This window comes from Pseudomonas sp. D1HM (genome assembly GCF_019266105.1).
In the GTDB taxonomy this organism is placed as follows: Bacteria; Pseudomonadota; Gammaproteobacteria; order Pseudomonadales; family Pseudomonadaceae; genus Aquipseudomonas; species Aquipseudomonas taetrolens.
On sequence record NZ_LRMN01000009.1, the window covers coordinates 119,532 to 142,221 of the forward strand.

26 protein-coding genes and 1 riboswitch are annotated in these 22,690 nt (G+C 58.2%); of the genes, 10 read left to right on the forward strand and 16 right to left on the reverse strand.

The window, feature by feature from the left end; genetic code table 11:
* Positions 1-6: 6 nt before the first annotated feature.
* Positions 7-435, reverse strand: a complete 429-nt coding sequence (gene rplM, locus AWM69_RS13195; protein WP_019408582.1) for a 50S ribosomal protein L13 — start codon at positions 433-435, stop codon at positions 7-9.
* Positions 436-681: 246 nt separating this feature from the next.
* Between rplM and AWM69_RS13200 the strand changes: the two genes are divergently transcribed.
* Positions 682-1,722, forward strand: a complete 1,041-nt coding sequence (locus AWM69_RS13200) for an NADP(H)-dependent aldo-keto reductase (RefSeq protein ID WP_218727106.1) — start codon at positions 682-684, stop codon at positions 1,720-1,722.
* Positions 1,723-1,986: 264 nt separating this feature from the next.
* Complete coding sequence (locus AWM69_RS13205; protein WP_218727134.1) at positions 1,987-2,907, forward strand: GlxA family transcriptional regulator; 921 nt, start codon at positions 1,987-1,989, stop codon at positions 2,905-2,907.
* Positions 2,908-2,978: 71 nt separating this feature from the next.
* On the opposite strand, the gene zapE is transcribed toward AWM69_RS13205, so the two are convergent.
* From zapE to AWM69_RS13220, 3 genes are all read right to left on the reverse strand, one after another.
* On the reverse strand, positions 2,979-4,073 hold the full coding sequence (gene zapE, locus AWM69_RS13210) for a cell division protein ZapE (RefSeq protein WP_131652209.1): 1,095 nt from the start codon (positions 4,071-4,073) through the stop codon (positions 2,979-2,981).
* A 91-nt stretch (positions 4,074-4,164) separates the two neighbouring features.
* Positions 4,165-5,520: a tryptophan--tRNA ligase gene (locus AWM69_RS13215; RefSeq protein ID WP_218727108.1), complete on the reverse strand. Its 1,356-nt coding sequence runs from the start codon at positions 5,518-5,520 to the stop codon at positions 4,165-4,167.
* Positions 5,521-5,544: 24 nt separating this feature from the next.
* Positions 5,545-6,180 (reverse strand): alpha/beta hydrolase, encoded by a 636-nt coding sequence (locus AWM69_RS13220; protein WP_131652207.1) that lies wholly within the window; start codon positions 6,178-6,180, stop codon positions 5,545-5,547.
* Between the two features lie 139 nt (positions 6,181-6,319).
* Between AWM69_RS13220 and AWM69_RS13225 the strand changes: the two genes are divergently transcribed.
* Entirely contained in the window at positions 6,320-6,754 is a 435-nt protein-coding gene (locus AWM69_RS13225; protein WP_048378171.1) for a YhcB family protein, read from the forward strand.
* A 138-nt stretch (positions 6,755-6,892) separates the two neighbouring features.
* Here the strand turns inward: AWM69_RS13225 and AWM69_RS13230 are convergent, their stop codons facing one another.
* The 4 genes from AWM69_RS13230 to AWM69_RS13245 all read right to left on the reverse strand — a co-directional run bounded on the left by AWM69_RS13230 (position 6,893) and on the right by AWM69_RS13245 (position 10,986).
* Positions 6,893-7,612 (reverse strand): OmpA family protein, encoded by a 720-nt coding sequence (locus tag AWM69_RS13230; RefSeq protein ID WP_131652206.1) that lies wholly within the window; start codon positions 7,610-7,612, stop codon positions 6,893-6,895.
* Between the two features lie 103 nt (positions 7,613-7,715).
* Positions 7,716-8,357: an MBL fold metallo-hydrolase gene (locus AWM69_RS13235; protein WP_048378173.1), complete on the reverse strand. Its 642-nt coding sequence runs from the start codon at positions 8,355-8,357 to the stop codon at positions 7,716-7,718.
* Positions 8,358-8,388: 31 nt separating this feature from the next.
* Positions 8,389-10,155, reverse strand: coding sequence for a DUF1302 domain-containing protein (locus AWM69_RS13240; RefSeq protein ID WP_218727110.1), 1,767 nt, complete (start codon positions 10,153-10,155; stop codon positions 8,389-8,391).
* Between the two features lie 201 nt (positions 10,156-10,356).
* Positions 10,357-10,986 (reverse strand): LysE family translocator, encoded by a 630-nt coding sequence (locus AWM69_RS13245; RefSeq protein WP_048378175.1) that lies wholly within the window; start codon positions 10,984-10,986, stop codon positions 10,357-10,359.
* A gap of 80 nt (positions 10,987-11,066) precedes the next feature.
* On the opposite strand from AWM69_RS13245, the gene AWM69_RS13250 reads away from it, so the two are divergent.
* The 3 genes from AWM69_RS13250 to AWM69_RS13260 all read left to right on the forward strand — a co-directional run bounded on the left by AWM69_RS13250 (position 11,067) and on the right by AWM69_RS13260 (position 13,908).
* Complete coding sequence (locus tag AWM69_RS13250) at positions 11,067-12,032, forward strand: 2-hydroxyacid dehydrogenase (RefSeq protein WP_131652204.1); 966 nt, start codon at positions 11,067-11,069, stop codon at positions 12,030-12,032.
* A 31-nt stretch (positions 12,033-12,063) separates the two neighbouring features.
* Positions 12,064-13,062, forward strand: a complete 999-nt coding sequence (locus AWM69_RS13255) for a class I SAM-dependent methyltransferase (protein WP_218727112.1) — start codon at positions 12,064-12,066, stop codon at positions 13,060-13,062.
* Between the two features lie 50 nt (positions 13,063-13,112).
* Positions 13,113-13,232: riboswitch (yybP-ykoY riboswitch) on the forward strand.
* 91 nt (positions 13,233-13,323) lie between these two features.
* Positions 13,324-13,908 (forward strand): TMEM165/GDT1 family protein, encoded by a 585-nt coding sequence (locus AWM69_RS13260; RefSeq protein ID WP_131652475.1) that lies wholly within the window; start codon positions 13,324-13,326, stop codon positions 13,906-13,908.
* 77 nt (positions 13,909-13,985) lie between these two features.
* On the opposite strand, the gene AWM69_RS13265 is transcribed toward AWM69_RS13260, so the two are convergent.
* The 4 genes from AWM69_RS13265 to AWM69_RS13280 are packed head-to-tail and all read right to left on the reverse strand — an operon-like array spanning position 13,986 to position 15,980.
* On the reverse strand, positions 13,986-14,804 hold the full coding sequence (locus tag AWM69_RS13265) for a M48 family metallopeptidase (RefSeq protein WP_218727113.1): 819 nt from the start codon (positions 14,802-14,804) through the stop codon (positions 13,986-13,988).
* A 45-nt stretch (positions 14,805-14,849) separates the two neighbouring features.
* A complete protein-coding gene (locus tag AWM69_RS13270) occupies positions 14,850-15,476 on the reverse strand; it encodes an SOS response-associated peptidase (protein ID WP_131652201.1) in 627 nt (208 codons plus the stop codon).
* 49 nt (positions 15,477-15,525) lie between these two features.
* Positions 15,526-15,786 carry a putative signal transducing protein gene (locus tag AWM69_RS13275; protein ID WP_131652200.1) on the reverse strand — a complete coding sequence of 87 codons (261 nt, stop codon included), beginning with the start codon at positions 15,784-15,786 and terminating at the stop codon, positions 15,526-15,528.
* Between the two features lie 11 nt (positions 15,787-15,797).
* Positions 15,798-15,980: a CPXCG motif-containing cysteine-rich protein gene (locus AWM69_RS13280; RefSeq protein ID WP_048378181.1), complete on the reverse strand. Its 183-nt coding sequence runs from the start codon at positions 15,978-15,980 to the stop codon at positions 15,798-15,800.
* A 105-nt stretch (positions 15,981-16,085) separates the two neighbouring features.
* Here AWM69_RS13280 and AWM69_RS13285 point away from each other — a divergent pair, with 105 nt between their 5' ends.
* The gene (locus tag AWM69_RS13285) at positions 16,086-17,252 is read left to right on the forward strand and encodes a 1-acyl-sn-glycerol-3-phosphate acyltransferase (protein WP_131652199.1); all 1,167 of its coding nucleotides are present in this window, start codon (positions 16,086-16,088) and stop codon (positions 17,250-17,252) included.
* 182 nt (positions 17,253-17,434) lie between these two features.
* Complete coding sequence (locus tag AWM69_RS13290; protein ID WP_048378183.1) at positions 17,435-17,641, forward strand: hypothetical protein; 207 nt, start codon at positions 17,435-17,437, stop codon at positions 17,639-17,641.
* Between the two features lie 61 nt (positions 17,642-17,702).
* Here the strand turns inward: AWM69_RS13290 and AWM69_RS13295 are convergent, their stop codons facing one another.
* The gene (locus tag AWM69_RS13295) at positions 17,703-18,287 is read right to left on the reverse strand and encodes a YajG family lipoprotein (protein ID WP_131652198.1); all 585 of its coding nucleotides are present in this window, start codon (positions 18,285-18,287) and stop codon (positions 17,703-17,705) included.
* 158 nt (positions 18,288-18,445) lie between these two features.
* Here AWM69_RS13295 and AWM69_RS13300 point away from each other — a divergent pair, with 158 nt between their 5' ends.
* Positions 18,446-18,679: a hypothetical protein gene (locus AWM69_RS13300; protein WP_218727115.1), complete on the forward strand. Its 234-nt coding sequence runs from the start codon at positions 18,446-18,448 to the stop codon at positions 18,677-18,679.
* 747 nt (positions 18,680-19,426) lie between these two features.
* On the forward strand, positions 19,427-20,926 hold the full coding sequence (gene mqo, locus AWM69_RS13305) for a malate dehydrogenase (quinone) (RefSeq protein WP_131652196.1): 1,500 nt from the start codon (positions 19,427-19,429) through the stop codon (positions 20,924-20,926).
* Between the two features lie 76 nt (positions 20,927-21,002).
* On the opposite strand, the gene AWM69_RS13310 is transcribed toward mqo, so the two are convergent.
* From AWM69_RS13310 to AWM69_RS13320, 3 genes are all read right to left on the reverse strand, one after another.
* Positions 21,003-21,455, reverse strand: coding sequence for a hypothetical protein (locus AWM69_RS13310; protein ID WP_218727117.1), 453 nt, complete (start codon positions 21,453-21,455; stop codon positions 21,003-21,005).
* 325 nt (positions 21,456-21,780) lie between these two features.
* On the reverse strand, positions 21,781-22,068 hold the full coding sequence (locus AWM69_RS13315) for a PA4642 family protein (RefSeq protein WP_131652195.1): 288 nt from the start codon (positions 22,066-22,068) through the stop codon (positions 21,781-21,783).
* 51 nt (positions 22,069-22,119) lie between these two features.
* The gene (locus AWM69_RS13320) at positions 22,120-22,614 is read right to left on the reverse strand and encodes a hypothetical protein (protein WP_131652194.1); all 495 of its coding nucleotides are present in this window, start codon (positions 22,612-22,614) and stop codon (positions 22,120-22,122) included.
* Between the last annotated feature and the right edge of the window lie 76 nt (positions 22,615-22,690).

Below are 22,690 nucleotides of genomic sequence, written 5' to 3' on the forward strand. Positions count from 1 at the left end.
ATTCCGTTAAAACTTCAGTTCTTGGGGCTGCTGAGCAGTATGAGGGTGAGCAGCGCCCGCATAGACTTTCAGCTTACGGTACATGTCGCGACCCAGCGGGTTTTTAGGCAGCATGCCTTTAACCGCGGTCTCGATCACGCGCTCAGGAGCTTTGGCGATCAGCTTTTCGAAGTTGATCGACTTAATCCCGCCCGGGAAACCGGAGTGAGAGTAGTACATTTTGTCAGAGGTTTTAGCACCAGTGACACGAATCTGCTCGGCATTGATAACAACGATGTAGTCACCGGTGTCAACGTGCGGAGTGAATTCAGGCTTGTGCTTGCCACGCAGACGGCTAGCGATTTCGGTGGCCAGACGACCCAGTGTCTGGCCGGCAGCGTCGACGACAAACCAGTCGCGCTTAACTGTTTCCGGTTTAGCAGTAAAAGTTTTCATTCTTTATAGCCTCAGGGGCCGCCCTGTAAATTAGACGGCGGATCTTACTGAATAGTGCGTACTTTGACAAGTCAAAGGCAGCCGGATACAGACGCTATCGGGGGCTCGGGTCAGCGCGTCCGTTCAACGGCAAGATTCTTCGGCAGGCGGGGCATCACTTCCACTGCAGAAAGAGGTCGGCAATTATGCAGATTGCGAAAAAAAATACAACCTGCTTTTATGTTTCTTTAATCAAAGGAGCATCCGATGGACTATCGCACGCTAGGCCGCACCGATCTGAAAGTGAGCGCAATCGGCCTCGGAACCATGACCTGGGGCGAGCAAAACAGCCAGACTGAAGCCTTTGAGCAAATCGAGTACGCCAAAAATGCCGGGATCAATTTCATCGATACGGCCGAGATGTATCCGGTGCCGCCAAAAGCAGAAACCTATGCCAGCACCGAACGGTTCATCGGCAACTGGTTCAAGGCTCGGGGCGACCGTGCCGACTGGGTTCTGGCGAGCAAGATTGCGGGCCCCGGCAATGGTATCGACTACATCCGCGACGGCCAGCTCAAACACAATCGCGCCCATATCGTTCAAGCCCTGGACGCCAGCCTGAAGCGCCTGCAAACCGACTGGATCGACCTCTACCAGCTGCATTGGCCCGAGCGCAGCACCAACTTCTTTGGCCAGCTGGGCTACAAACATAACGCCGAAGAGACCTTCACCCCGCTGGAAGACACTCTCGAAGCGCTGGATGAGCAAGTGAAGGCCGGGAAAATCCGCCACATCGGCCTGTCGAACGAAACCCCGTGGGCCACCATGAAGTTCCTGCAACTGGCCGAAAGCCGGGGCTGGCCGCGCGCAGTTTCTATCCAGAACCCCTATAACCTGCTCAACCGCAGCTTTGAAGTCGGCCTGGCCGAAATCGCCATTCGCGAACAATGCGGCCTGCTCGCCTATTCGCCGCTGGCGTTCGGCATGCTCTCCGGCAAGTACGATGGCGGCGCCCGCCCGGCAAAAGGCCGCCTGACCCTCTACAGCCGCTTCTCGCGCTATTCCAACCCGCAGGCAGTGGCTGCCAGCGAGCGTTATGTGGCACTGGCGCGCGAACACGGACTGGATCCGGCACAAATGGCCCTGGCCTATGTCACGCGACAACCGTTCGTCACCAGCAACATCATTGGTGCAACGTCAATGCAGCAGCTCGCAAGCAACCTCGACAGCTTCAACCTGGCCCTGTCGGATGAAGTACTGGAAGGTATCGAAGCGATTCACAAAGGCCAGCCCAACCCGGCGCCTTGACCTCCTCCCCCTGTAACCGCTGCTGCCAGACGGCAATGGCCTGCACAGCAGGCCTGTTGCTGAAGCCCCTTAGGGTCGTCTGGCAACCTGCGGCAGCGACTACAACATCTTCCCCCTAGACACGCCCGCAAAATAATAAGACGATCCAGCCATCAGTTGACCAATTTCACCTATAAGAATAATCAAATAATGTCTAACTCACTCCCCACGCCCTTGCGGCGCATCAGCATTTTGGCTATCGATCGGGTGTTCGCTTCAACCCTGATGCAAGCCAAGGACTTTTTTCATCTCGCCAGCCTGCGTCATGGCAAACAATTGGGCCAAGGCCTGTGCCCAACGTTCGAAACACGCCTGGTCAGCCCGGACGGCCAACCCGTCTGCAGCTTCAGCAATGTGATACTTCCCGTCGACGGCGGCCTGGAAGACACCGACATCATCATCCTCCCGGCCTTTTGGGACGATTTTGACACCCTGTGCCAGCGCTACCCGCAAATCCTGCCGTGGCTGCGCGAACAACATGCCCGTGGCGCCGTCCTGTGCGCAGAAGCCACCGGGGTCTTCTGGCTCGCCGAGGCCGGACTGCTCAACGGCAAGGAAGCCACGACCTATTGGCGCTTTTTCAGCTCTTTCGCCCAGCGCTATCCACAGGTTTACCTCAATCAGGACAAACACCTGACCGATGCAGACAACCTGTACTGCGCGGGCGGCCCGACGTCTGCCTGCGACCTGTACATTTATTTGATCGAGCGCTTCTGCGGCGCCAATATTGCCCAGGCCGTGGCCCGTGACATCCTGTACGAGGTTCAGCGCAACTACACCCCCGGACGTATCGGTTTTGGCGGGCAAAAACTGCATCAGGACGTGATCATCCTGCAGATCCAGCACTGGCTCGAAGACCATCTGGCGGATAAGTTTCGCTTCGAAGACGTGGCCCGCGATCACGGCATGAGCATCCGCAATTTCATGCGCCGATTTCAGACCGCTACCGGCGACAAACCCTTGCACTACCTGCAACGCCTGCGCATAGAAACCGCCAAAGGCCTGCTCTCGGCAACCCGCAAGAGCATCAAGACCATCAGCTATGACGTGGGCTACGACGACGCCAGCTTCTTTGCACGGCTGTTTCGCCAACACACCGAGCTCTCGCCCCACCAATACCGGCAACAGTTCCAGCAGGCAGCGTAAGCCTGCTGGCGCACCCTGTATCACGACCAAAAAAAGACCTGCAATGCAGGCCTTTTTTTACAGCGTTCCGACTACGGCTTGTGCGCCCGTGTCAGGTACTCGTGGGATTGCATTTCCAGCAAGCGGCTGAGGGTGCGCTGGAACTCGAAGTTCAGGCGCCCACCCTTGTAGAGGTCTTTAAGTTCGACTTCAGCCGAGATGATCAGCTTGACGTTACGGTCATAGAACTCGTCGACCATATTGATGAAGCGGCGAGCAATGTCGTCGGTCTTGACTTCCATTTGCTCGACACCGCTGAGGATCACGGCATTGAAAATCTTGCCGAGCTCAATGTAGTCGTTCTGGCTGCGCGGGCCATCGCAGAGCTCCCGGAAGTCGAACCAGGCCACGTCGTCGCAGGTACGAAGCGCACGAATGGTGCGATTTTCAATGATCAGCGCATCATCCTCAACCACTCGACCGGAATCATGGGTCAACGCTTTGAAACTCTCACGCAGGCTTTTTTCGGCTGCTTCATCGAGCGGAAAGTGGAACAGCTCGGCCTGCTCCAGATGGCGCAACCGATAGTCGACGCCGCTGTCGACGTTGACGATTTCAGTGTGCTGCTTGATCAGCGCAATCGCCGGCAGGAAACGCGCACGCTGCAGGCCGTCCTTGTACAAACCGTCCGGCACGATGTTCGACGTGGCCACCAGGGTAACGCCGTTTTTGAACAGCTCTTCCATCAACGTGCCAAGGATCATGGCGTCGGTAATGTCCGACACAAAGAACTCATCGAAACAAATCACCCGCGCCTCATCGGAGAAACGCTTGGCAATGATGGTCAATGGGTTCTTTTCGCCATTGAGGGTGCGCATCTCTTCGTGCACACGCTTCATGAAGCGGTGGAAGTGCGTACGAACCTTCTCTTTGAACGGCAAGGCATCAAAAAACGTATCGACCAGATAGGTTTTACCCCGGCCAACACCTCCCCAGAAATACAGGCCCTTGACCGGGGCCTGTTCTTTTTTGCCGAACAGCTTGCCGAACAGGCCGGGCTTGCTCTGCGAAGCTGCAACCAGGTCCTCGTACAGACGCTGCAAATGGCGCACAGCGTTTTCCTGCGCGGCATCATGGAAGAAGTCCGGGCGTTTCAGATCAGCTTGGTATCGTTCTAGAGGCGTCATAATTCGTTAGCAAGGCAACAAAAACGGGCCGCCACTGTAGCGACGGCCCTGAGGAATGGCAATCAAACCTGAGACGAAACGTCGCACTTTCTCAGTCTTGCGCGGGCACCAGGGCCAGACGCAGCGTCTCGATTGCCGCATCACGCGCCGCCATATCGGCAAAGGCCGGGCTGTCGGCCACGCATGCATCATCCAGCCAGACACTGAAGCTCAGCGCCTCGGTGCGCACATCCAGAGGCTGACCTGCTTGCAGCTGTTTGGTGACCTGGCCGGCTGCCTTGCCATCGGCAAAGCTGCGTGACAGCAGCAGTTGCTCGCCGTCAGCAGCCAGCAGGCGGAAGCGGAAGCTGGCGTCTTCATCGCGGAAGCTGACAAAACGCGGGCCCTTGCTTGCTTTCTTCTTGGCCGTAGTGGCCGCCCGGGCTTCACTGACAAACGAGCGCAGGCCAACGGCCTCACGCAACTCAGCCAAAAACGGGGTAGCCAGCTTGCGCGCTTTTTGTGCGCCGGTCTGAAGGATGTCCTCCATGTCCGAAGGGCGCGACATCAGCTCGTGATAACGCTCACGGGACTCACCCAGCTCGCCGTCCAGCAGCTTGAACAGACGCTCCTTCGCTTCGCCCCAGCCAAGCCCCTGCAGCAATTCGCCACGGAACTCGGCCGATTGCTCAGGCGTCGAGAATGCCTGATACAGGGTGAACAAATGCGAGTTATCAGGATCTTTGGCTTCGCCCGGCGCACGGGAGTCGGTCACGATCCGCGAAATCGCGCTTTTCATGTCCTTGGCGCTGCTGAACAACGGGATGGTGTTGTCGTAGCTTTTGGACATTTTGCGGCCATCAAGACCAGGCAAGGTGGCCACGCTTTCTTCGATCAATGCTTCAGGCATGGCGAAGAACTCTTTGCCGTTACCGAACAGATGGTTGAAGCGCTGGCCGATGTCGCGGGCCATTTCGACGTGCTGGATCTGGTCACGCCCTACCGGCACCTTGTTCGCATTGAACATCAGGATGTCCGCCGCCATCAGCACCGGGTAGCTGTACAGCCCCATGGTGATGCCCGCATCCGGGTCTTCGCCGTTGTCCAGGTTCTTGTCGACCGACGCCTTGTAAGCGTGGGCACGATTGAGCAGGCCCTTGGCCGCGACGCAGGTGAGCAACCAGGTCAGCTCAGGAATTTCAGGGATGTCTGACTGGCGATAGAACGTCACGCGCTCGACATCCAGACCGGCCGCCAGCCAGGTCGCAGCGATTTCCTGACGCGAGCGCTGAATGCGCAGCGGGTCATCGCATTTGATCAACGCGTGATAGTCGGCCAAAAAGTAGAACGAGTCGGCATTGCTGTCACGGCTGGCGACGATCGCTGGGCGAATGGCCCCGGCGTAGTTGCCCAGGTGCGGCGTACCGGTGGTGGTAATACCGGTGAGGATACGGGTACGAGTGGTCATGGGTAATCGCTTATCAGGCTGCAATCAATTCGAAAGGCGTGGCGCCACCAACTCTTTGAGTTCAGGTAGCTTGCCGTGAAAAAAGTGTCCGCATTCTGCCACTTTCAGCAGCTCATGGGGACGCGTCAGCGCGTTTGACCAGTCATAGACCAGCTGAGGATCGATCACTTCGTCAGTTTCTGGCTGGATAACCGTCAACGGACACGCCAGGGGCAATGCATCTTCGTCGCGCAAGCGCATGACCGCCGGAGCGACCATGATCAGGCGTGCCAGGGTTTCGCCCTGAGCCTCGAGACGTCCGCCAAGGCTGGCGGCAACAAACCCGCCGAACGAAAAACCCAGCAAGGTGATGGGCAAATCAGGGTGCCGGGCACGCAGCCAGTGTGCAGCGGCCAATGCATCATCGACTTCGCCGGTGCCCATATCGTGATTGCCGGCACTCGCGCCGACGCCACGGTAATTAAACCGCAAGGTGCTCAGGCCAGCATCACGGGCCGTGCGCTGGAGGGTCGAAACCACTTTATTCATCATTGTTCCGCCCTGCACCGGATTAGGGTGACACAGCAGTGCAAGGCCGTGTGGCGCAGGCGAATCAAGGTACAAGGCTTCCAGTGGACCGACCGGGCCGGCAATTTCTACAGGGGTTTCGCGGGTAAGCAAGAAGGAACTCCGTGACCTCAAATTGGGTCGACTCGTCTAGCTGATAGATTCTGTCTGACATATTTGCGAGTGCATCGCGGTATACAGCGCAGGTCCGAGCCGTTAACGTAAAGCAAAGCCGTTTATAGAGGAAGGACTCGTGGAACACTCGCTCTTAATTTGGTTGTTGCCGACCCTAGCCCTGGTTGCCGGTGTCGCCATTGGTTTTCTGGTCGCTCGTCTGCTGCCGAATGCCGCGCCTAACCGCACGCAGCGTCAGCTGGACGACATCCAGGAACGTTTTGACAGTTATCAAAGTGAAGTGGTTACCCACTTCAACACCACGGCAAATCTGGTGAAAAAACTCACTCAGAGCTATCAGGATGTGCAAGAACACCTTGCCGAGGGCGCCAACCGTTTGGCCCTGGACGAGCAAACTCGCCAACGCCTGCTGGCAGCGCTGCACTCTGACGTGCCACAACCTCATCGCGAGCGCCTGACACCGCCACACAGCGCCGAGCCTCCATTGGACTACGCGCCAAAAACCCCGAACGCCCCCGGGATGCTCGACGAGCATTACGGTCTTAAGAAGTAACTCTTGAGTTAAGCGTTCAACAAAAAGCCCCGCGATCTGCAAGGATCGCGGGGCTTTTTGTTGAGTCGTGAATCGATTTACAGCGGTTGCCCCAAGGGATGTAGCCTTCGGCAACCGCTAGACGATCACGTCAAAGCCTTACGGGTACTGCTGAACCTGGCCGTTCTGCTGGTACTGCATGCCCGGGATCGGAGCCAGCGTGATCTGGACGCGGCGGTTTTGCGCACGGCCGTCAGCTGTTGCGTTGCTCGCGATCGGGTCAGCGGGACCGGCACCGCGAACGGTCAGGTACTGACCGCTCACACCTTGCGACGTCAGGTAGGTCGCTACACTCTGCGCACGCTGCTGTGAAAGCTGCATGTTGTAGTTGTTGTTACCCGTGCTGTCGGTATAACCCACGATCTGAATCTGGTTTTGATTGTTGAACTGCTTCAGCGAGTTCGCCAGGTTATTCAGCGGCTGATAGAAGCTTGGGGCGATGTTGGCCGAGCTGGTGGCAAAGGTAATGTTGCCAGGCATCACGAGGGTGATGTTGTCGCCCTGACGCTGAACCTCAACCCCGGTGTTGGCCATGCTGGCGCGCAATTCAGCTTCTTGCTTGTCCGCGTAGTAGCCATAACCGGCAGCCCCCAGACCCGCTACGGCAGCGCCGATCAGCGCACCCTTGCCACGGTTGTCATGGTCAATCGCCGCACCGGCCAGTGCACCGGCCAACGCTCCAAGACCACCGTACTTGGCCGTCTTGCTCATGCCCGTTGAGGCTTGGCCCTGGCTGTTGTCATAAGGATTAGGCGAGGCGCAGCCCGCCAGCAATGCAACAGCACTTGCGGCAACGATCAAACGACGCGAAATGAACATGGTGTAGCTCCTGATCTGTCTTTCTAGGGGCAAAGGTCGTTGGCAATGGACCTTTATTGGCGTTTGAACACGACCAGCGGTAAAAATTCCCTGGCGGCTTTACTTAGGCACGCACAAAAGGGTTTTCACGCATTTCATCGCCAAGACGCGTGTCAGGGCCATGACCTGCAACCACCGTTGCCTCTTCGTCCAGCGTGTACAGCCGCTGCTTGATAGAACGAACGATAGTCGCCTGATCGCCACCCCACAAATCGGTACGCCCTACCCCGCGGCGAAATAGCGTGTCCCCTGCGATCAGCAGCTTGGCCTCGGCAAACCAGAAACTCATCGAGCCGGGTGTATGCCCCGGGGTGTGCAACGCCACCCCGCAGCCGCAGGCCAGCTCCTCGTCATCGGCCAGCCAGCGGTCTGGCGGCGGCACCGGCGTATAAGGCACGCCAAACAAGCCGCATTGCATCTCCAGGTTGTCCCACAAAAACTGGTCCTCCTTGTGCAAGTGCAGGGTCGCGCCGGTTTTTTCCTTGAGCTGGCCCGAAGCCAGGAAATGGTCCAGGTGGGCATGGGTATGAATGATGCTCACCACCCGCAGCCCCAGCTTCTCGAGCCGCGCCAGAATCAATTCATGATCGCCGCCCGGATCGACCACAATCGCCTTTTTCGTCACCGGATCACCGATGATCGTGCAGTTGCACTGCAAAGGGCCGACGGGGAAGGTTTCGCGGATGAGTGCAGGGGATGTGTTCATGATCGAGGCTTCCGAATCTGTGCAGGACGTTTCAAAACTTGACCCCGACGCTCATCGACACAAAGTCGCGATCACTGAGGGTGTTGTAGCGTCCGCCGAAGAAGTTGGTGTAGGACAAACTACCGGTGTAAGTACTCTGGTATTCCCCGTCAAGGCCGAGGGTAACGGCTTTTCGACCTTCTTCGAGGGTGGCGTTGGGCCCCGGGGCATAGCCACTGACATCATGGGACCAGCCCAGAACCGGCTTGAGATTGATGCCGGGCAACACGCTGTTGTATTCCCATACGGCGCGCGCCCGGTAACCCCAAGAGGTGGCCGTGGTGAAACCTTCATTGCCACCCGAACCAAACACCGGGTCACGGCCATAGCGCAGCTCGGAACCGCTTTCCAGGCCACCGACGTACGTCACCCCCGCCTCACCGATCAGGGTCAGGCGATTGGCCCCCATGGCGTTGTCGAACACATGGATCAGCGACGTCTGGAACTGGCTCACCTCTTTGCGCCGGTATCCCTGCAGGTCGGCGCCGGGGCTCACGCCAAGGGGCGAGGCACCTGCCAGGCCGGGCAGCAGGGTCACATTGGCGTAGAGCAAATCGTTGCTGTTGATTTGCACTGGGGCATTGGGACGGTAGCTCAATTCGCCTTTCCAGCGAGTGCCTGTGGATAACGTGGTGGCGAAGCTCAGGCCATACAACCGGATGTCTTCCGGGTATTCAACGTAGTAACTGGAGTTGCCCGCCACGATCATCGACCCGAGCCCCCCGGATGCCGAGGCGGCGTTGTAAGCTGACTGCGGCGCAGCACCGGCGCTGATGATCGGGTCACGGCTGTGGTAATTGATGAAATAAGCTCCGAACTCGGTGTCCAGCGGCTCATATACATAATGCATGGCCACGCCGAACTGCCCGCTGTTTCGTGCATCGCGATCAGCCCCCCGGCGCACCAGCACGCCCTCCTCATTGACGTCGACACCCGCCGAGGTCAATGCCGCAAGATCCGCTACATCGAGCGCCGAGCGCTTGCTCATCACCCGATAATTACCGGAGCAACCGTCGGCAATCACGTCGGACTGCGAGAAAAACGTCCCGCAATTGTCCGCCTCGGACTGCTCCCAATCCAGTTGGTAAAAAGCTTCGGCCGACAGGTTGTCGGTCAGGTTTTGCGAGACGTAAAACAGATTGACCGGCACCAGGCCGTCTTTGTATTCGGTACCCGCCCGGCGATAAGCCGACGCGTCCGTGGGGTTGATTGCATTGATCCCCCCACCGATAAAGGCTGACTCGCCCCAGCTGACGACCTGCTTGCCCAGGCGCACCGCACCGGGCTGATCGGCAATTGCATAGTTATGGTAGACAAACGCATCGAGCCACTGTGCGCCCGCCGATTGGGCCGAGGCTTTGCGACCGCTGTCACTGATGGACTTGAAAGGACGGCTGTCGTCCTGCAGCTCAAAGTCGTACCAGTATTTGCCCCGCACATACAGGCCGCTATCGCCGTATTTCAGCTCAAGCCCGTGCATGCCGGTCACGATCTTCGAGAAGGTTTCACCGCGTTTGAAGTTCAGGCGCCCGTCGTCAGAGATTTGCGAGTGGCCCTGGCCACCATTATTGGCGCCGATCAAGTTGTGATCCGCTTTGGCGGTCGACCAACTGGCACCTATCGACAGCTCGGAGTCAATCTGACCTTCAATCGCACCGAAGTTAAAACTCACGCCCCAGGCGGACCCGGTAAACGTAGAGGCCAGGCTGACTGCCAGCGGCAGTTTGGCCAGACGCCAGAACCGGTTGACTGAGGACATCGATACATCTCCGTGGGCACGCTGCAATAAGCCCGCAAGGATGAAGGAAAAACAGAATTTGACAAGGCTTGTAGCCGCGACCCAAGGCAGCGGCTACAGATGATGTAGCGCGTAATTTGTAGCCGCGGACGAGTAGAACGGGGCCTCGTCCGGCTGCGCTGCCGAGACCTGACTGGCAACAGAGTATCTACCGCGATCCCGTCAGTGCATTTCGGTAAAGGCCAGTTTTACGCCCAGCGCCACCAGCACCGCCCCCATGGTGCGATCAAACCAGTGCCCCATGCGCGCAAAGCCTGTGCGCACACGCTGGTGGCTGAACAGCACGGCCACCATGCAAAACCACAGCCCGGTCGCGACAGCCAGGTACACCCCGTAACCGGCCTGAATCGACAGCGGCGTATGCGGGTTGATCACCACGGTAAACAACGACAGGAAAAACAGCGTTGCCTTGGGGTTCAAGCCATTGGTCACAAAGCCCGAGGTGAACGCTCCGCGCGCCGTGCGCTCGCCCACTGGCAATGCCGCCGCCAGGGCAGCCGGATCTGCCGGCTTGGCACGCAGGGCCTTGTAGCCGATGTACAACAGGTAAGCCGCCGCCAGCCACTTGAGGGCATTGAACAGCACGATGGACTGCGACACGATGATCCCGATGCCCAGTAGCGAATAACCGACATGGACGAAAATCGCCGTGCCGACACCGAACGCCGTAAACAGGCCGGCGCGTCGTCCGTGGGTCACGCTTTCACGTACCACCACGGCGAAATCCGGCCCGGGGCTGGCCACCGCCAACAAGTGAATCAGGGCAACAGTCAAAAATTCTGTCCAGTACATGCGCGGCTCCATTGCAAATTGTTTCTTCTGTTAGGCTCGCCACATTACGCCTTCACTCGACAGCACAAAAGGTACAGTTGATGATTAACACTCACCGCGCCGTGTTCCTCGACCACTCTTCCCTGGACCTCGGCGATCTTGACCTCAACCCTCTGCGTCACTGCTTTGGCGAGTTGCAGCTGTGGGACACCACCTCTGCGGATCAAGTGGTCGAGCGCCTGCAGGGCGCCCGTGTGGCCATCAGCAATAAAATCCTGCTGAATGCCGAGACCCTTGCCGCCTGTCCTGACCTGAAGCTGATCCTGATCGCCGCCACCGGCACCAATAATGTCGACCTTGAGGCTGCCCGCGCCCAAGGGATTACCGTCACCAATTGCCAGGGTTATGGCACGCCTTCGGTAGCCCAGCACACCTTGATGCTATTGCTCGCGCTGGCCACACGCCTGATCGACTACCAAAAAGCCGTAACCGCAGGTGAATGGCAAAAGTCCAAGCAGTTTTGCTTGCTGGACTTCCCGATTGTTGAGCTGGAAGGTAAAACCCTGGGGTTGTTCGGCCACGGAGAACTGGGCAGCGCAGTGGCCAAACTGGCCGAAGCGTTCGGCATGCGCGTATTGATCGGGCAAATCCCGGGGCGCCCTGCCCGCGCCGATCGCTTGCCACTGGACGAACTGCTGCCACGCGTCGATGCCCTGACCTTTCACTGCCCGCTCAATGAACACACGCGAAACTTTATCGGTGCCCGCGAATTGGCGTTGCTCAAACCCGGAGCCTTTGTGGTCAACACCGCCCGGGGCGGGATAATCGATGAACAGGCGCTGGCCGATGCCTTGCGCAGCGGTCATTTGGGCGGGGCGGCGACCGACGTACTGACCCTAGAACCACCGCGTGACGGCAACCCGCTGCTGGCGGCAGACATTCCGCGCCTGATCATTACCCCGCACAGCGCCTGGGGCAGCCGCGAGGCGCGCCAGCGGATCGTCGCCCAACTCAGCGAAAACGCCAGCGCATTCTTCAACGGTACAGCGCTGCGGGTCGTCAGTTGATAGACTGCGCCCCTTTTTTGAGGAGCAGATTATGGATCCGCGCAGTGAAGTACTGCTTCGCCAGCCTGAATACTTTCAGGGCTCGTTGCTGCTGGTAGGTTTGCCAGCGGACGAACTGTTGGGTGAATTACCCAACGCACATGGCTGGTGCTGGCACGCCGGCGATCAGACCACGCTGGATGCACGCTTTCCCGGACGCGTGCATTTCGGCGTAGAAGTACCCGAGCGCGGATTCGACACCGCCGTGGTGTTTTTGCCCAAGTCCAAGGAACTGACGGATTACGTGCTCAAAGCCGTGGCGGCTCGCCTGCCCGGCGCGGACGTATTTTTGGTCGGCGAGAAAAAGGGCGGCATCGAAGGGGCATCCAAGCAACTGGCACCGTTCGGCAAGCCACGCAAGCTCGACAGCGCACGGCATTGCCAGTTGTGGCAAACCACGGTAGTCAATGCCCCGGCGGCTCCGGTACTCGCGGACCTCGCCCAGCATTACGAACTGGCGCTGGCCGAAGGCCCGCTCAAGGTCGTCAGCCTGCCTGGCGTCTTCAGCCACGGCCGCCTGGATCGCGGCAGTGCCTTGCTGCTCGAACATTTGGACAAACTGCCCAGTGGCCATGTGCTTGATTTTGGTTGCGGTGCAGGTGTCCTCGGCGCGGCGGTCAAACGCCGCTACCCGCATAACAACGTCACGCTGCTCGATGTGGATGCCTTCGCCACTGCCAGCAGTCGCCTGACCCTCGCCGCCAACGGCCTCGAGGCCGAAGTGATTACGGGCGACGGTATCGATGCCGCACCCATGGGTTTGAGCACGATCCTGAGCAATCCGCCGTTCCATGTCGGCGTTCATACCGATTACCACGCCACCGAAAACTTGCTGCAAAAAGCAGTCAAACATCTTAAATCAGGTGGCGAACTTCGCCTTGTGGCCAACAGCTTCCTGCGCTACCAGCCACTGATCGAAGAGCACCTGGGGCCTTGCAGGGTCAAGGCCGAAGGACAAGGGTTCCGGATCTACAGCGCCAAGCGCCGCTGAGGAATTTTGCAAAACAAGGCTTGCCGGATCGGATTTGCCTAGGCAGAATCCGCTCCGTCCTAGGGGAGTAGTCTCCCACGAGCGCCACGCTCGTCCGGCATGCGTCAACATACTTGGTCAACAGACCATGGTGCATGCGACCCAGGTGTCCGCACAGACGGACCGGGGTTTGACAAGACCTATGACACGAACACCTTACCCGGGGCGGGAAGGCTGTACGTGTCATAGCCGTGTCGACCCGCCCCTGGAAACCACCTGATGATGCTCGATTCCCTGCTCGTTCCTACTGCAATCGTTGCCTTGGCCGAAATCGGCGACAAGACGCAACTGCTCGCACTCATTCTCGCCGCCCGTTTTCGCAAACCCTGGCCCATTATCGCCGGCATCGTGGCTGCGACCCTGGCCAACCATGCGGCCGCCGGTGCCGTAGGCGCCTGGTTCGGGAGCTTCTTTTCGGACGTCACGCTGCACTGGATCCTCGCAGCGAGCTTCGCCGCCACAGCCCTGTGGACCCTGGTGCCCGACAAAATGGACGACGACGAAGCCAGTACCGCACGCAAGTACGGCCCTTTCGTCACAACCCTGATTACGTTCTTCATTGCTGAAATCGGCGACAAGACCCAAGTCGCAACCGTGATGCTGGCCGCGCAGTATCCCGATTTATGGCTGGTCATCATCGGCACCACGCTGGGCATGCTGATTGCCAACGTGCCGGTGGTATTGGCCGGCAACTTTGCCGCAGACAAACTGCCGCTGACCCTGATCCGTCGCCTGGCAGCAACGGCATTCTTCGTACTGGCGGCAGTGGCGGTGTACAAAGCAATGGTGATCAGCGGCTGGGTGTAACCGCACCACAGGTTCCTGCAGGCGCTCGCCCCTGCAGGTTCAGGGCCCTGCCCGATCACCCCGCTCCGAGGGCGCTACTATTTTTTCGAGGCTTGCTGATAAAGCGGCATCACCTTCGGGATCGCCGCTTCAAGGGCCGCGATCCGGCTGGCCGAAGCCGGGTGAGTGCTCATGAATTCAGGCGGCGCACTCTGAGACTGGCGGGACATCTTCTGCCACAGGGTGATGGCCGCATTCGGGTTGTAGCCTGCACGCGCAGCCAACTCCAGACCGATCAGATCCGCTTCGTTTTCATTGCTGCGGCTGTTGGGCAAGGTCAGGCTGTAGTTGACCACGGTGTCGGCCAGGCCGAGGCTGTCCTGGCCCAGCCCCAGCAACGCACCGGCGCCCTGCTTGGCGATCTCGATACCATAAGCCTTGGACATGGACTCACGGCTGTGCTCGCGCAAGGCGTGGGCAACTTCGTGCCCCATGATTGCCGCGATTTCGTCGTCGGTCAGCTTCAGCTGATCAATGATCCCGCTGTAGAAGATGATCTTGCCACCAGGGCCGCAATTGGCATTGAGCTCGTCGCTCTTGATCAAGTTGACTTCCCAATCCCATTGCGCCGAATCAGGGCGAAACGCCGGCGCCTGGGCAATCAGCCGCTTGGCAATCGCCTGCAAGCGCTTGGCGTTGGTGCTGGTCTTGTCCAGAACCCCCTTGCTGTTGGCTTCTCCAACTGTCTGCTGGTACGACTGCGCATACATCTGGTCGACTTGCTGGCTCGACAGCATGCTGAACATGTACTGCTTGCGTTCAACGCCTACGGCACCACCATTGGTGGTATTCACCGACTGGCAACCGCCGAGCAACAAGCCGGCGCCCACCACGCACACTACCGATAACTTACCCATCAAAACTCTCCATAAAGATGACACGCATCGTAGCAGAACCGCCTCTCAACCCGGCGTCAGGCACTCGGGGGCATTGAGTTTGGGATCGTTGACCAGATTGGCCAAGGGTCGCTCGCGCAACGGCAATTGTGCGCTGGCCAGCAGCGCCTGCAATACCGGCAACGGGGTTTTCGGATCAAGCCAGGCACGCTGCCCGGCCTCATCCAGAATCAGCGGGCGGCGCTGACTGGCGGCAGCCTGAGTCACCACCGCAGTGCTCAACCATACGTGCCCCTCGACCGGATAAGCCTCCCAGATACCGGCAAAAAAAAGTGAAGCGCCCTCACCCGGCGTCAACCAGTAAGGACGCTTTCTTGTGGTGCCGCGCCACTCATAAAAACCATTGGCAGGGATCAGACAACGCCGCTGGCGAAACGCGTCACGAAACATCGGTTGCTCGGCCAGGGTTTCAGCACGGGCGTGGGCCGGTGTTCGCGAGAGGTCGGTCAGCCACGGCGGGGTCAAACCCCAGCGCGCCCGCGCCAGCTCGCGCTGATCCGGCTCGGCACCTGTTCGCAGGATCAATACCGAGTCATTGGGCGAAATATTCCACTGGGCCTGCTGGTCCGCCGGAAAACCGGGCAAGGCTGCAAAGGCAGGGTTCCAGCGAAACAGGGCAAAACGTCCACACATGGGGCAGCACAACTCTTTTCTATATAGCAGTGAAAAACAGTCGCTGGCCTTAGCAGACCAGCACATCCGGGAAGCTCTCGGGCTCATCGCCCGCCACCGGCGAAGCGGCATTGTACGCATCGATCAACTCACGGGCGTACAGGGCCTGATCATCGGCCACTGTCAGCCCCAACAAACCCAATGCAGGCAGCTCTCCGGTGCCGCCGATCAGGTCGCGCCCCTGAAGACGGGCCTCGATTCCTTCACTGGCCAGCATCCCCAGCAGCAGTTCGGCTTCCATCAGGTTTTCCGGTTCATAGATGCGTTGCATGAGCTCACCCGTTACTCGTTCTCACTGTGAACATCGAGCATCCATTCCTGACCGTCAGTCTGCAAATGGAAAACAATCGGCCGGCAGCACACAGGGCAATCTTCAACATACGTCTGGTCCCCCCCGGAAAGATCAAGCACCGCTTCGGCAGGCTCGCCGCAATAAGGGCATTCATAGGCTTCGGTTTCAAGCATCGCGGTCTCCAGAGTGACTTGTGCGTATAATCGCCGGTCTATTTGCAGGGCTATTTTTTTTGCCCTGCCTTATGTACTTACCCTAGCCGTTTCCAACAAGAGAGCATGATGGGCGAATTCGATACCATCCGACCTTACGACGACGCCGAAGTCCCAGCAGTGCTGGCCCGGCTGCTCAGCGACAAGGCGTTTCTAGATATCCTGACCCACTTTCGCTTCCCGCGCCTGGCAGGCGCTTTCGGCTGGCTGTTAAAACCTCTTATATCGCATCGCCTGCGCAAGGAGTTCGCGGGCGTCACGTCGGTCGCAACCCTGCAGGACAAAGTCGAAGTGTACGTCGACCGAACCATCGAGCATGCCACTGATGGCGTGACCTACACCGGTGTCGAACACCTGAAGTCAGGCAGTGCTTACCTGTTCCTGGCCAATCATCGCGATATCGTAATGGACCCCGCGTTCGTTAACTACGCGGTGTATCACGCAGGCCTGCCGACACCGCGTATCGCCATCGGTGACAACCTGCTGCAAAAGCCGTTTGTCAGCGACCTGATGCGGCTGAACAAAAGCTTTATCGTGCACCGCTCCATCACCGGTCGACGTGAAAAGCTGGCGGCGTATCAATTGCTCTCGGCCTATATCAATCACTCGATTCGCAACGATTGCCAGTCGATCTGGATTGCCCAGGCCGAAGGTCGCGCCAAGGACGGTGACGACCGTACCGATTCTGCGATCCTCAAAATGTTCCACATGAGCCGTAAAAACGAGCCTTTCGCCGAGGTCATCCAGTCACTGAACCTGACACCGGTGTCGATCAGCTACGAATACGATCCATGTGATCAGGCGAAGGCGCGCGAGCTGTACATCCGTGCAACCACCGGCACCTACAGCAAGACACCCGGTGAAGACGACACCAGCATCGCCAACGGCATTACCGGCTACAAGGGCCGCGTGCATGTGAACTTCGCGGCTCCGGTTACCGAACCCTTCGAAGACAGCAAATTGCTGGCAACCGAAATGGACCGGCATATTCTCAGCGGCTATCGCCTGTTTCCGGCTCATTACCTGGCGTATGCGCAATGGGCCGAAGCGGACCCGCAATTGCAGGTGCCCGCGGCGGCTCAAGTGTTCCCGGCCGAAGAGCTGGCAAAGGCCCAGCAAGAGTGGCAACGTCGCCTGGACGCCTGCCCTGCCGAGCATCGCCCATACCTGGTGCTGCAATATGCGACCCCTGTACGCAACCAGTACCGGGTCAAAGCCGGCTTGCCGCTATAACCCGGCCCCCTGTAGGAGCGAGCGTGCTCGCAATGGTCTCACTGCGATCACTCAAAGAAGCGCGTTGACCGTATCGCGACAAGCTCGCCCCTACAGGGCAAGAACGTTTAATTCTGGATGTCACCGTATCGTCATGTAGAGAGGCCACCCTGTGCCCCCTCGATACCGACACGGAGTTTGTCATGCTGCACGCAGAGAACCAGGACCGCCTTTATCTGATCGCCCCCAGCGACGAACAGCAGGCATTGATCGAAGGCCTGGCATTTAACGTTCAGGATCGTCACTGGCTGGTCTATTGCGCCCTGAGCGGCCATGCCCACGCCGATTTACCTGAACTGGATTTGCTCACTGGCGTGAGTCGTCTTGAGCTGTATGCCGAAGCGGCCTGAAGGAATTGCTCAAAAAAAAGCCCGAACTCAATGAGTTCGGGCTTTTTGTTTAGCGACGCAATTACTCGCCCAGCAGACGACCGATTGACGGGTCTTTGAATACACGCGTCAAGGCATCGCTCAGGACATCGCTCACCAGTTTGGTGTTGGTTTCCTGATTCGGCGCCATGCCGAAACGCTGATCCAGTGATGCGCCATAACGGCCGTTGTAGGTACGACCGCCGTTCTTCACATCAGAACGAAAGGTCGCGCCGATCGTGGCCTCTGTGACGTACATGGTGTCTTTAGGCGACTGATACTTCAGCTCGGTCAACGTTACGGTCAACGTGGGTGCATTGATCGCATTGGACGTTGGTGTGTAACCCAGCAAGCGCACGGCAGCTTCGGCCTGGGCCTGCAGTTTTGGAATCAGGTCAGCGCTGCTGACGCTGATCGCGCTGGTTTCGGGATACATGCCACCGCGGGTGCCCAAGGTTGGCGATGGACGACCATCCACCACGCGAACCACCACCGGCTGGCCGCGACCGACTGGTGCAAGTTGAGTGGTCAACTTGGGTTGCGGGCTGAGTTGTTGCGGGCTGTGGGCGCAGCCGACCAGAGTCAAACTGGTCACAGTAATCAAACCGAACAACAGGCGTTGCAACATGCTCACTTCTCCAGGACAGGTAAAACAGGTTGCCAGTATAGCGGTGCTCCACCCCCGCTAACTAGCCGCTAACTGTCACCGCGGTGTCATGGGCATTACATCGCGGTGTCACATCGCGCAGGCATTGTCTGGCCCATGGACTTCAGAGGTGCTTGCCCATGAACAGGTTTTGGTCGCTATTCGGTTTCGCTCTCCCTCACCGTTGCTTTGCGCGCCTGGATGCTGAAGGCCGCTGCCAGGCATTTAAACAATGCAGGCAAGCGCCGGCGGGCAACCACTGGATCGAAATCGAGGAAATTCGCCTCAACTGGTTGCACCAGGTATTACCTGCCAGCGCCCGTATTCACGCGCCTGCGGCGCACCCAAGGGTGCAACTGCTGCCAGGCGTTTAATCGGCAAACCAATAAAAGTCATTAAACAGGATCAATTGCCCGCGTTTCTTCGCTACAATCTCCCCCCGATTATAAGGACGTCTCCTGATCGGGCCTCGCAGCACCGCTAATGCGCTTGTATTAGCTCCCCCGCACCGCCCACAGAGAGCCGCCCACACAGATCGTGTAACGCTGGCGTGCTTGCTGTTCATTCTGCAATCCCCCGGCCTTTTTCGATCTGCCAGAGCTGCCATTTTGCTCGGCCACTGCGTTTTTGCCCGTCGTGCCCATCCTGTACTCCAGGACGGCAGACCATCCACGGGACAGTGCCTGGCATGCGGCAGCCCTTTTTTGAGGTTCACGTCTTCAAAAGAGCGTGAAAAAAACGGGTTTTCACAACTTCACAAGAGTGTGGCGAGCAAATGAAAAGTTTTGCGTCTGAACATGCACCATTAGCGTCTGAAACAGTCTCACCAAGCAGGATCGAAGTCGGCTCCACAGCACAAGACTGAAAGCCTGTCCGCTTACGGATTTGGTTGCACAAACGGACGCTCTTGACCTTAAGTCGAATTGCCTCCCGAGTTCTGAAATGCGTTCATATGAACCTTGATGGCCCGGTCGGAGCGTGCGCTGAAGTTGCAAGGAATTGCGAAGAATCGGACATGGCGATCCCGGCCATGCGTGACCTGAGGCCCTACCTGATGTTCGCCTCGGGACACCTGGCAGCTATGCCGTCAATTTGGTGCCGTAGATTTTGGAGACGCGTTAATGGCGCATAACGAAGCAGTCGACGTAGTACTGGTTGGAGCGGGCATCATGAGTGCCACCCTCGCCGTACTGCTCAAAGAGCTCGACCCCGGCATTAAGCTGGAAGTTGTTGAGCAGATGGACTCAGGTGCTGCGGAGAGTTCCAACCCGTGGAACAACGCAGGCACCGGCCACGCCGGGCTGTGCGAATTGAACTACACGCCGCAAGCGGCTGACGGTTCGATCGACATCAAAAAGGCTGTGCACATCAATGCACAGTTCGAAGTCTCGAAACAGTTTTGGGCCTACCTGGCGCAACAAGGGACCTTCGGTTCATGCAAATCCTTCATCAGCCCAGTGCCTCACCTGAGCTACGTGCAAGGTGAAAAAGGTGTGTCCTTCCTGAAAAAACGCTTTGAAGTGCTGAGCAAGCACCATGCGTTTTCAGACATGGAATACACCGAAGACAAGGCAAAAATGGCTGAGTGGATGCCATTGATGATGCCGGGCCGCCCGGCAGACGAAGTCATCTCCGCCACCCGTGTCATGCACGGCACCGACGTCAACTTCGGCGCTCTGACCAAACAACTGCTCAAGCATTTGGCCAGCGCACCCGATACACAGATCAAGTACAGCAAAAAAGTCACTGGCCTCAAGCGCAATGGCAGCGGCTGGACAGTGAGCATCAAAGACACCAACAGCGGCAACACGCGCCACATCGATGCCAAATTCGTGTTCCTCGGTGCCGGTGGCGCGGCCTTGCCGCTGCTGCAAGCCTCGGGCATTGAAGAAAGCAAAGGCTACGGCGGTTTCCCGGTCAGCGGCCAGTGGCTGCGTTGCGACAACCCGGAAGTGGTCAAGCTTCACCAGGCCAAGGTCTACAGCCAGGCGGCCGTAGGCTCCCCACCGATGTCGGTACCGCACCTGGACACCCGTGTCGTGGACGGTAAAAAGTCCCTGTTGTTTGGACCGTATGCCGGCTTCACAACCAAGTTCCTCAAGCACGGTTCGTTCTTGGACCTGCCCATGTCGATTCGACTGGGCAATATCGGGCCAATGCTCGCCGTCGCCCGTGACAATATGGATCTGACCAAGTATCTGGTCAGTGAAGTCCGTCAATCGATGGAGCAACGTCTGGACTCCCTGCGTCGCTTCTACCCGCAGGCCAAGGCCGAAGACTGGCGTCTTGAGATCGCGGGCCAACGGGTTCAGATCATCAAGAAAGACCCTAAAAAAGGCGGCGTGCTGCAGTTCGGTACCGAACTGGTTGCAGCCAAGGACGGCTCATTGGCCGCCCTGCTCGGTGCCTCTCCAGGCGCTTCGGTGACGGTATCGATCATGCTCGACCTGATCGAACGCTGCTTCCCGCAAAAAGCCGCTGGCGAGTGGGCGACCAAGCTCAAGGAAATTTTCCCGGCACGGGAAAAAACCCTTGAGACCGATGCTGAGCTGTACCGTGAAATCAGCACCCGCAACTCCGAGTTGCTGGAACTGGTAGAGCCGAACACCAGCATCGCGTAACACTGCTGCACCCGTGATGCGACGCAAAAAGCCCCTGTCCTTATGGCTAGGGGCTTTTTGTTGCACGGAGCCTTTGCTATCCCATCGTGAACAGCACCCGCGTACCGCCGTTGCGCACGAACTCATCATGGTCGGGGACGGCGAGGAGTTCTGCAGCGCAGGCGATCTCCACCGAACCGATTGATTTTGCGTTGGCCCAGCGGTTGATGGTGCTGGCCCCCGGCGTTAAATGGCCAAAGCCAAACAGACACGCCTGCTCGCCCTGGCGATAGGTAAATGTCTCGGTGCCTCGCGACTCCGGCAAGTAGTACAGCAACTCCTGACTGGTCCGGGACTCGACGATAAAGTCATGACCTGAATTGTCCGGACGTTCCAGCAGCGAAAAATCTTCCCCCGGGGAGATGCTGTAAGGCGTGGCGTTAAAAATCTCGACCTCCAGCACCTCATCAACCGCCAATGCCCCCGAAGACAGCACACTGAGTCCAAGACCAAGACACAGGCGTGTCGCCCACCTGAGTGAATACCGCATCATTAAATTCCCTTTCAGTTAGCCATCTGCTCGCAGTCCTGCGAGCCCCTGACATCTTCGATGTCAGCTTCAGTATTGTTGGCACGCGCAGATACATCGCGCAGCAAACAGCACTGAGCCTGTGGGATCTGTCTTGAATGGGGAGAGGGAATAGAAGCAGGCGGTGGAATCAGAGGAAAGTCTTTGCTACCGCGTAAACCCGGTTTACGCCTTCAATCTCCTGCAGGAGCATGCGCGTCCCGCGATGTGGACAACGCTGACCGCTCACATGGACGCCCTTGCGAGACTGGCCCGGCCCTGCAGGTTTAGATCGATGTCATGCCGCTTAGCCGCGAGCCTTCTCGATAAGCTCAATGTACTCTTCGGCGTTGCGCTGATCCTTGATGATGTCGACGAATGTCTGACCGTGCTCATCCTTGCCATCAAGGTCATACCCGGCTTCCTTGAAGAACGTCAGGAAGCGTTCAAAGTCGTCAATACGCAGACCGCGATAGGCTTTGATCAGTTTATGCAGCGAGGGCGAAGTGGCGTCTACGGGTTCAAAGTCCAGGAACAACTTGATCTGCTCATCGCCAATTTCATCACCAATCAACTGCTTCTTATCTTTACGCATGTCCGACTCCAGCCTGCTGATACTTCACGGGGCCCGCAGTTTACCCAAGGCTCAACGTGCGCGCACGCTGCCGGTGTGCAAGTCGGCCCAAATATGGCCATTGGCATAGGTCAAAAACTGGCAATAGACCGTATCGTTACGCAGTAAATCCATTACGACACGGTATTGGGCCAGGGGATAAGACAAGGTCAACGTCCGGGTTTTACGGTCAAATACGGGCTTTTTCAGGCTTTTGCTTTCACCATCAAAAGAAATCAGTACTTGGCTGACGGTCGCGCCCTGGCTCATCGGCTTGCCTTTCAAACGCACCCATAGAGGTGACGTCACCGGGATCGGCTGCTGATTGGATTGACGCTGATTGCCCACCACCACGGAATATGAGGTCACCAGCATCAACTGCTGTTGCTCGGGCTTTTCGGCGCGCAACTGCAGATCATCTACCGGCAAAAACTGTGCGTGCAACAGGGGGGCAACGGTGGGCGCAGCGGCCAGTGGCAAACTGGTCAGCATCACACCGAGCGCGGCACTGCGAAGTAAAAAACTCATGACAGAATCCAGGAACGCGGGACCCGGCACTCTAGCACGGAGGGCCCGCTGCAAACCGCTCGGCAAGACCGGTTTA

Excerpts from the sequence above, each read along its gene's own strand:
- AWM69_RS13240 (WP_218727110.1), bottom strand. The coding sequence starts at position 10,155 with ATGTCCTCAGTCAACCGGTTCTGGCGTCTGGCCAAACTGCCGCTGGCA.
- AWM69_RS13235 (WP_048378173.1), bottom strand. The coding sequence starts at position 8,357 with ATGAACACATCCCCTGCACTCATCCGCGAAACCTTCCCCGTCGGCCCT.
- AWM69_RS13260 (WP_131652475.1), top strand. The coding sequence starts at position 13,324 with ATGCTCGATTCCCTGCTCGTTCCTACTGCAATCGTTGCCTTGGCCGAA.
- AWM69_RS13275 (WP_131652200.1), bottom strand. The coding sequence starts at position 15,786 with ATGCAACGCATCTATGAACCGGAAAACCTGATGGAAGCCGAACTGCTG.
- rplM (WP_019408582.1), bottom strand. The coding sequence starts at position 435 with ATGAAAACTTTTACTGCTAAACCGGAAACAGTTAAGCGCGACTGGTTT.
- zapE (WP_131652209.1), bottom strand. The coding sequence starts at position 4,073 with ATGACGCCTCTAGAACGATACCAAGCTGATCTGAAACGCCCGGACTTC.
- mqo (WP_131652196.1), top strand. The coding sequence starts at position 19,427 with ATGGCGCATAACGAAGCAGTCGACGTAGTACTGGTTGGAGCGGGCATC.
- AWM69_RS13295 (WP_131652198.1), bottom strand. The coding sequence starts at position 18,287 with ATGTTGCAACGCCTGTTGTTCGGTTTGATTACTGTGACCAGTTTGACT.
- AWM69_RS13245 (WP_048378175.1), bottom strand. The coding sequence starts at position 10,986 with ATGTACTGGACAGAATTTTTGACTGTTGCCCTGATTCACTTGTTGGCG.
- AWM69_RS13300 (WP_218727115.1), top strand. The coding sequence starts at position 18,446 with ATGAACAGGTTTTGGTCGCTATTCGGTTTCGCTCTCCCTCACCGTTGC.
- AWM69_RS13320 (WP_131652194.1), bottom strand. The coding sequence starts at position 22,614 with ATGAGTTTTTTACTTCGCAGTGCCGCGCTCGGTGTGATGCTGACCAGT.
- AWM69_RS13200 (WP_218727106.1), top strand. The coding sequence starts at position 682 with ATGGACTATCGCACGCTAGGCCGCACCGATCTGAAAGTGAGCGCAATC.
- AWM69_RS13285 (WP_131652199.1), top strand. The coding sequence starts at position 16,086 with ATGATGGGCGAATTCGATACCATCCGACCTTACGACGACGCCGAAGTC.
- AWM69_RS13290 (WP_048378183.1), top strand. The coding sequence starts at position 17,435 with ATGCTGCACGCAGAGAACCAGGACCGCCTTTATCTGATCGCCCCCAGC.
- AWM69_RS13310 (WP_218727117.1), bottom strand. The coding sequence starts at position 21,455 with ATGCGGTATTCACTCAGGTGGGCGACACGCCTGTGTCTTGGTCTTGGA.
- AWM69_RS13250 (WP_131652204.1), top strand. The coding sequence starts at position 11,067 with ATGATTAACACTCACCGCGCCGTGTTCCTCGACCACTCTTCCCTGGAC.
- AWM69_RS13230 (WP_131652206.1), bottom strand. The coding sequence starts at position 7,612 with ATGTTCATTTCGCGTCGTTTGATCGTTGCCGCAAGTGCTGTTGCATTG.
- AWM69_RS13265 (WP_218727113.1), bottom strand. The coding sequence starts at position 14,804 with ATGGGTAAGTTATCGGTAGTGTGCGTGGTGGGCGCCGGCTTGTTGCTC.
- AWM69_RS13280 (WP_048378181.1), bottom strand. The coding sequence starts at position 15,980 with ATGCTTGAAACCGAAGCCTATGAATGCCCTTATTGCGGCGAGCCTGCC.
- AWM69_RS13270 (WP_131652201.1), bottom strand. The coding sequence starts at position 15,476 with ATGTGTGGACGTTTTGCCCTGTTTCGCTGGAACCCTGCCTTTGCAGCC.
- AWM69_RS13315 (WP_131652195.1), bottom strand. The coding sequence starts at position 22,068 with ATGCGTAAAGATAAGAAGCAGTTGATTGGTGATGAAATTGGCGATGAG.
- AWM69_RS13255 (WP_218727112.1), top strand. The coding sequence starts at position 12,064 with ATGGATCCGCGCAGTGAAGTACTGCTTCGCCAGCCTGAATACTTTCAG.
- AWM69_RS13205 (WP_218727134.1), top strand. The coding sequence starts at position 1,987 with ATGCAAGCCAAGGACTTTTTTCATCTCGCCAGCCTGCGTCATGGCAAA.
- AWM69_RS13215 (WP_218727108.1), bottom strand. The coding sequence starts at position 5,520 with ATGACCACTCGTACCCGTATCCTCACCGGTATTACCACCACCGGTACG.